The organism is Rhodococcus sp. EPR-157, assembly GCF_001647195.1.
In the GTDB taxonomy this organism is placed as follows: domain Bacteria; phylum Actinomycetota; class Actinomycetes; order Mycobacteriales; family Mycobacteriaceae; genus Rhodococcoides.
The window spans coordinates 1-5,448 of record NZ_LVCV01000074.1 but is presented as its reverse complement, the minus strand read 5'-3'; the positions used below and the strand labels follow the sequence as shown (position 1 = coordinate 5,448).

Sequence of the window (5,448 nt, the reverse complement as noted above, 5' to 3'; positions counted from 1 at the left end):
GTCGCCGTGTACGCGGCGCTGGCAGGTCGTGGGGTGTGCGCGGAGATCGAACCGTTGTTGATGATCCGGCCCCCTCGTGGAGTCTGGGCCTTCATGATCCGCACTGCTTCGCGTGCGCACAGAAACACGCCGGTGAGGTTGGTGGCGACGGTCTCCGACCACGCCTGCGGGTCGATCTCGTCGACACTTCCGGACGGCCCGAACGTACCGGCGTTGTTGACGAGCACATCGAGTCTGCCGAACTGCGCCGACACCCACCCGAACAGTTCGTGCACCGATTCGGCTGAGGAGACGTCACACACGAACACCGCTGCCCTCTCGTGCCCCGCAGCCGTGTCGTCGAGACTCCGTGCGTTCCTGCCGACCAGCACGACGTGATGGCCAACCTCGAGTAGCCGGACAGCCATCGCCCGTCCCAGCCCGGAACCTGCGCCCGTCACGACAACGACGCGCGAAGCGCGTCCCGTAGGTGTCACCATCATCTCCAATCCCATGAGGTACGAGATCAGTTCACGCTTCGCTGTGCGACAGTGTCGATGACACCGCGCAGTTCGTGCCGCTTGCTGACCCCGAGTTTCGGATACACATGGTAGAGGTGTGAACCTATTGTGCGAGGAGAGAGATGCAGCTGCTCACCGATCTGACGGTTGGTCAAGCCGTCCGCCGCGAGAGATGCAATGTGCTGCTCCTGTGCGGTGAGCGAGCTCCAACCGCCCGCGGATTCCCTCACCAGCGAACCGCGCGATCCCCCGGCCGCACGTAGCTCAGCGCGCGCGATATCTGCGAACATGACAGCGCCGACATGTTCGAAGGTCTCGAGCGCTGCGGACAGAAGCGGACGCGCGTCGGTGGGACGGCGCGTGCGGCGCAACCACTCGCCATAGTGCATCTGCGCTCGCGCTCGTTCGACGGGCCACTCGGCTGCGTCGGGATCCAATACCGCAAGCCGGTAGTGCCGTTCCGCAGTCTTCGTCGTCTCGCTGACCAATGCCGCGGCCAAGTGGCGCAGCAGCCGAATCCGCATCGGCGGGCGCGATCCCAGTGCGCGACCGATAGCCGTAACCGACCTTCTGGCAGTCGCATGCTGACCACTCCGGGCTCCAGCCCATGCGAAATCTGCCAGGGCACGCGCAGATTGAACACTGTGCAGGGGTGTGCCGTCGGCACCGAACAGACCCTGCAGCCGCTCGAAGGCACCCTCGAAATCTCCCCGGGCACAGGATATCGTCGCCAACACGCGTTGCAGGTCCACCGCGAGCGCAACGTTCGCGCGCGGTTCGAACAGCGCCGCGGCCCGTGCGACATGGTCGTCGGCACGAGCAAGATTGCCCCGATAGGTCTCGATCGTCGCCCGATGAGTCTCGACCGTAGCGTCGACAAGTGCCATCCTGCCGACTGCCGCGACATCCGAAGCCTCGTTCGCAGCCGCATCGACCTCGTTCCAGCGGCCGGTGTCGATCAGCGCACCCACACACGCGGTCATTCCCATCGCACCTACTCCGAGGCTCCCGGACTCGCGGAGAGCACTGATCCCCTGTGTGAAGTAGGTCAGCGCGTCGACGCTGTTCTCGCTCAGGTACGCACGGGTCCCTTCCGACAGAAGAACTGAAATTTGCGCCGAGATCGACACTGCCTCGGCGCGGTGTTCCACGGTCTCCGTTCCCAATGTCGACGTGGAGTATTCGGTGATCAAGCGACGCACGGACTCTTTCGCGGCCTCCGGCATCGGCGACATGAAGTCGCCACCGTCGGATATCGTTTCGGGCAGTTTCTCGGCCAGCCGTCGAAGCTCCTCACGCCGCGCCTCTCCGCCACTGAAGTGCGCGGCACCGACGGCTGTGAACAGAAGAGCCAGCACAAGGCTCTCGTCGGTCGGCGCGTCCTCGGTGAGGGTCCGGCGGATGACGTCGAAAGACTCATCCGGATGCGCGGTCTGCAGAAGGATCGAGGCAGTGGGTAGTGCTGCAGCACTACGGATATCGGGCACATCGGTTGTTCGTCGGGCCAAGCCGGCCAGCGCGAGACCCCATCGAGGATCACCCGCCATGTATGCCGCGTTCGCTGCCATGGCGTATCGCCGTGCTGCCTCGTTCACGTCCGGTGAGCACCGCGCCGCCCGCTCCAAGGCGCGAGCCACCTCGAAGAATCCACCCCGCCGCTGTGACAGTTCGGCGGCATCCTCCAGGTCTCGTGCAACGGACTCGTCCGTGCCCTCCGAAGCAGCTGCCCGGTGCCACGCTCGACACGGTGGATCATCGTGAAGTTGCTCGGCGAAGTCCTCGTGCGCGCGGCGACGGGCGTCGACGGTGCAGTCCGAGTAGGCCGCTGCACGGACCAGTGGATGGGTGAACTGGACCCGCCGATCGTCGACAGTGACCAGACCTGATCGTTCGGCCTCTGCCCATACCGACAGGTCGGAGCCGAACCCTGCGGCTTCGGTGACGATGTCTACGCTTTCGTACCCCGAACCGGACGCGGCGTACAGCAGGAGTGTGCGAGTGTCTGGAGCCAGAGCGGCGAGCCGATCCGAGAAAATGGACTGCACCCGGCGAAGACGGTCGAGTCCCGCACCCGCCAGCATGCCACTGCCCGACCGCGCCACTGCGCGGCCGAACTCGATGAGCGCGAGCGGATTGCCCTCGGCCTGAAAAATGATGTCCAGCCGAGCAGCATCGGACGGGATCCCTGGCTGACGGTCGAGCAGTACCGCCGACTCCGCATCGGTCAGGCTTGGAACTTCGACAGCGGGCACTCCGGGGTCGACGCCGTCCGGAACTCGATGTCCGCGTGCGCTGCAGAGCGTCGGCATCGGCCCGACGACGCGGCGTGCGGCATAGACGACCAAGTCGAGTGAGTCCCTGTCGAGTTGATGTGCGTCGTCGACGATCAGAACCAGGCCCCGTTCGTCCGTCAGCAGTTCGAGAAGACGAAGCACGGCATGTCGGCAGGCGAACATGTCGATCGCGGCGGGCATGGGCGCGCGTCCGAGCACCTCGTCCAGTGGCCTCCTGATCGCTGCGGGGAGCCGGTCGACGTACGAGAGGACAGGCCACAGAAGCTGGTGGAGTCCGGAGAACACCTGCTGAGTCTCCGCGTCGACGCCGGATGCCTCCAGGACACGGACTCCGGCGCTGGACGCGATGTCATGCGTGTACCGCAACAGGGTGCTCTTGCCGATTCCAGCCTCACCCAGAAGCCACAACACCCGGTGTCCGCTCCCCGGCTCCCGGGCGAGTCGCGCCAGGGACTCGGTCAGGTCGTCCCGCCCGATCAACGGCGCGCCGAGCGTAGGTCCGTCGATACGACTGCCCGCCATGCCCACCGCCCAATAGTTCTCGCCTCGATCGCCGAAGTCGACCCATTGTGGCACCGGACGCTTGTGCACGGACAGTCGATCGACTGATGACCGACGCAGTGGTCGCCACCGATACTTCGAACTTCGGGTCTGGTCGAGGGAGTGTGATGTCCGAAGTTCGAGTGGTGATCGCCGACGACGATGTTCTGTTGCGAGAAGGCTTGTCGAGTCTGCTTACCCAGGCAGGACTCGAGGTCGTCGGCCAAGCCGGTGACGCAGATGAACTTCTGACGTTGCTCGGCCGGGAGCAACCCGAGCTGGCGATCATCGATATCAGGATGCCTCCGACGTATACGGCCGAAGGACTCGATGCCGCTGTGCGAATCCGAACCGAGTACCCGGGCGTCGCAATGCTGCTGTTGTCGGCGCACGTGGAGGTGGATCACGCGCTCGAACTGCTCGAAGGCGGTGACGGTCGAAAGGGAGTCGGCTACCTCCTCAAGAGCCGAGTGACCGATATCGCCGACTTCGTCTCCACTGTCGACCGAGTCGCGGGCGGAGCATCGGTGATCGATCCAGCACTCGTCTACGAGCTGGTAGCTGCCAGACGACGGAACGACCCGCTGGGGGCTTTGAGTGCCCGTGAGCGAGACGTGCTGACCCTCATGGCCGAAGGCCTGTCCAACGCGGGCATCGGTCGAAGACTGTGGATCACCGAGGGAACCGTCGAGAAGCACGTGCGCAGCATCCTCACGAAGCTGGACCTGTCGGAGACGGCGGACGATCACCGCCGGGTCCGCGCGGTGATCATGTACCTGGACACAGTCGCTTGAACTGCAGTCATCGGAGCATGTTCTCGATCGCAGTCGCCGACAGCTCGAACTTCTGCAAGTACCCGATGGCTGAACTGTTTTCGACCAGATCGGCAAAGTCCTCCTCGTCGTGCGTAGACACCAGAATGATCGACGGCTTCGGGTGCAACGCGGCAGCATCCAGGGCCTCCACGACGTCGAACCCGCTTTCGGCTCCGAGGTCGATGTCGACTAGTACGAGATCCGGATGGGCCGTGACCGCCGTATCGACCGCGTCCGCCAACGTCGAGACAGTTCCGACGACGGCAATGCCAGCCTCTTCCAGCACCCGGCGAGCAGCAACGCAGAACGCGTTGCTGTCGTCGACGATCAGGCAGCTGAACGATGAGGACATCACCTGGTCGAGAATGTCAGAGATCGCGAGGCCCGACATTCCGGCTAGCGGTAATTCCACCCGCCGGTATTTCCGATGACTACCGAGGTCGCGCGCCGCGACCGTCTCATCGCTATGGTGCTTCGACCGAGCTCACCACCGGTGGCATGGGGAATCGTTCTGGCTGCGGCCATGATCGCCACGGAGATCTTGGTCGTGCTCACGCTCAAACGAATCGCACCCGAAAACGCGTTCGGGGCTGTCTTTCTGTTCGGAGTGCTCGTCGTGTCCGCGGGTTGGGGCTTCCGGATGTCGATCGCCACCTCAGTGGCCAGCGCAGCCGCGTACGCCTACATCCACGTCATCGAGAGCAGCGAGAGCCTCGTCCCTGCCGTTGTCGTCTTTCTGGCACTGGCTCTGCTCACCAACACTCTCGTCGGTCAATCGCGGCTGCGCGCCATGGAATCCGACCAACGTCGCCGGGAGGCCGACCTGTTGGCGTCGCTGGCGCGCACAATGCTGCGATCGAACTACAGCCCGGAGATGCTCGACGCAGCCGGGACTCGGCTGTCGGACGTTCTCGACCTGCCCTACGCAGTGTTGGGGCCTGAAACCGCATCCGCTTCTTCAGATCAGAACAAGATTCTTCTCCGAGACGGTGACGTCGTCGTTGGGACCCTTCTCGTGCCGTCGACACTCGACCAGACCGACGGTCGCCGGATCCGACGCGTGGTGCCCTCGCTCGAGGCCTTGCTCGCCGCCGCAAGGGATCGCCAAGTGATGCACGAGCAGACCATTGCATTAGGGCGTCAACAAGCGTCACTTCGCCGCGTCGCTACGCTCGTAGCACTACGGGCCGAACCGGACGATGTGTTCCCCGCTGTCGCTCACGAGCTCGCCGACGGTCTCGACATCGAGCATGTCTCCGTGGTTCGTTACGACGCCGACAGGTGCTACACAATCCTGGC

At 64.3% G+C, this 5,448-nt stretch carries 4 protein-coding genes and 1 pseudogene; 2 read left to right on the top strand and 3 right to left on the bottom strand.

The features are described from left to right. Nucleotides 1-479, bottom strand: a 479-nt coding sequence (locus A2J03_RS03185; RefSeq protein WP_156520168.1) for an SDR family oxidoreductase, incomplete at its 3' end; no start/stop codon positions are given. 26 nt (nt 480-505) lie between these two features. After that, the gene (locus A2J03_RS03180) at nt 506-3,385 is read right to left on the bottom strand and encodes an ATP-binding protein (RefSeq protein WP_231912343.1); all 2,880 of its coding nucleotides are present in this window, start codon (nt 3,383-3,385) and stop codon (nt 506-508) included. 77 nt (nt 3,386-3,462) lie between these two features. Here A2J03_RS03180 and A2J03_RS03175 point away from each other — a divergent pair, with 77 nt between their 5' ends. Beyond that, nucleotides 3,463-4,128: a response regulator transcription factor gene (locus A2J03_RS03175; protein ID WP_068369588.1), complete on the top strand. Its 666-nt coding sequence runs from the start codon at nt 3,463-3,465 to the stop codon at nt 4,126-4,128. A gap of 7 nt (nt 4,129-4,135) precedes the next feature. Here the strand turns inward: A2J03_RS03175 and A2J03_RS03170 are convergent, their stop codons facing one another. Then, on the bottom strand, nt 4,136-4,540 hold the full coding sequence (locus A2J03_RS03170) for a response regulator (protein WP_068369586.1): 405 nt from the start codon (nt 4,538-4,540) through the stop codon (nt 4,136-4,138). A gap of 36 nt (nt 4,541-4,576) precedes the next feature. On the opposite strand from A2J03_RS03170, the pseudogene A2J03_RS31450 reads away from it, so the two are divergent. Next, a pseudogene (locus A2J03_RS31450) lies at nt 4,577-5,448 on the top strand (histidine kinase); the annotation flags it as partial.

What these genes read in the sequence shown, in the direction of transcription:
- A2J03_RS03170 (WP_068369586.1), bottom strand. Translation starts at nt 4,540, where the DNA reads ATGTCGGGCCTCGCGATCTCTGACATTCTCGACCAGGTGATGTCCTCA.
- A2J03_RS03175 (WP_068369588.1), top strand. Translation starts at nt 3,463, where the DNA reads ATGTCCGAAGTTCGAGTGGTGATCGCCGACGACGATGTTCTGTTGCGA.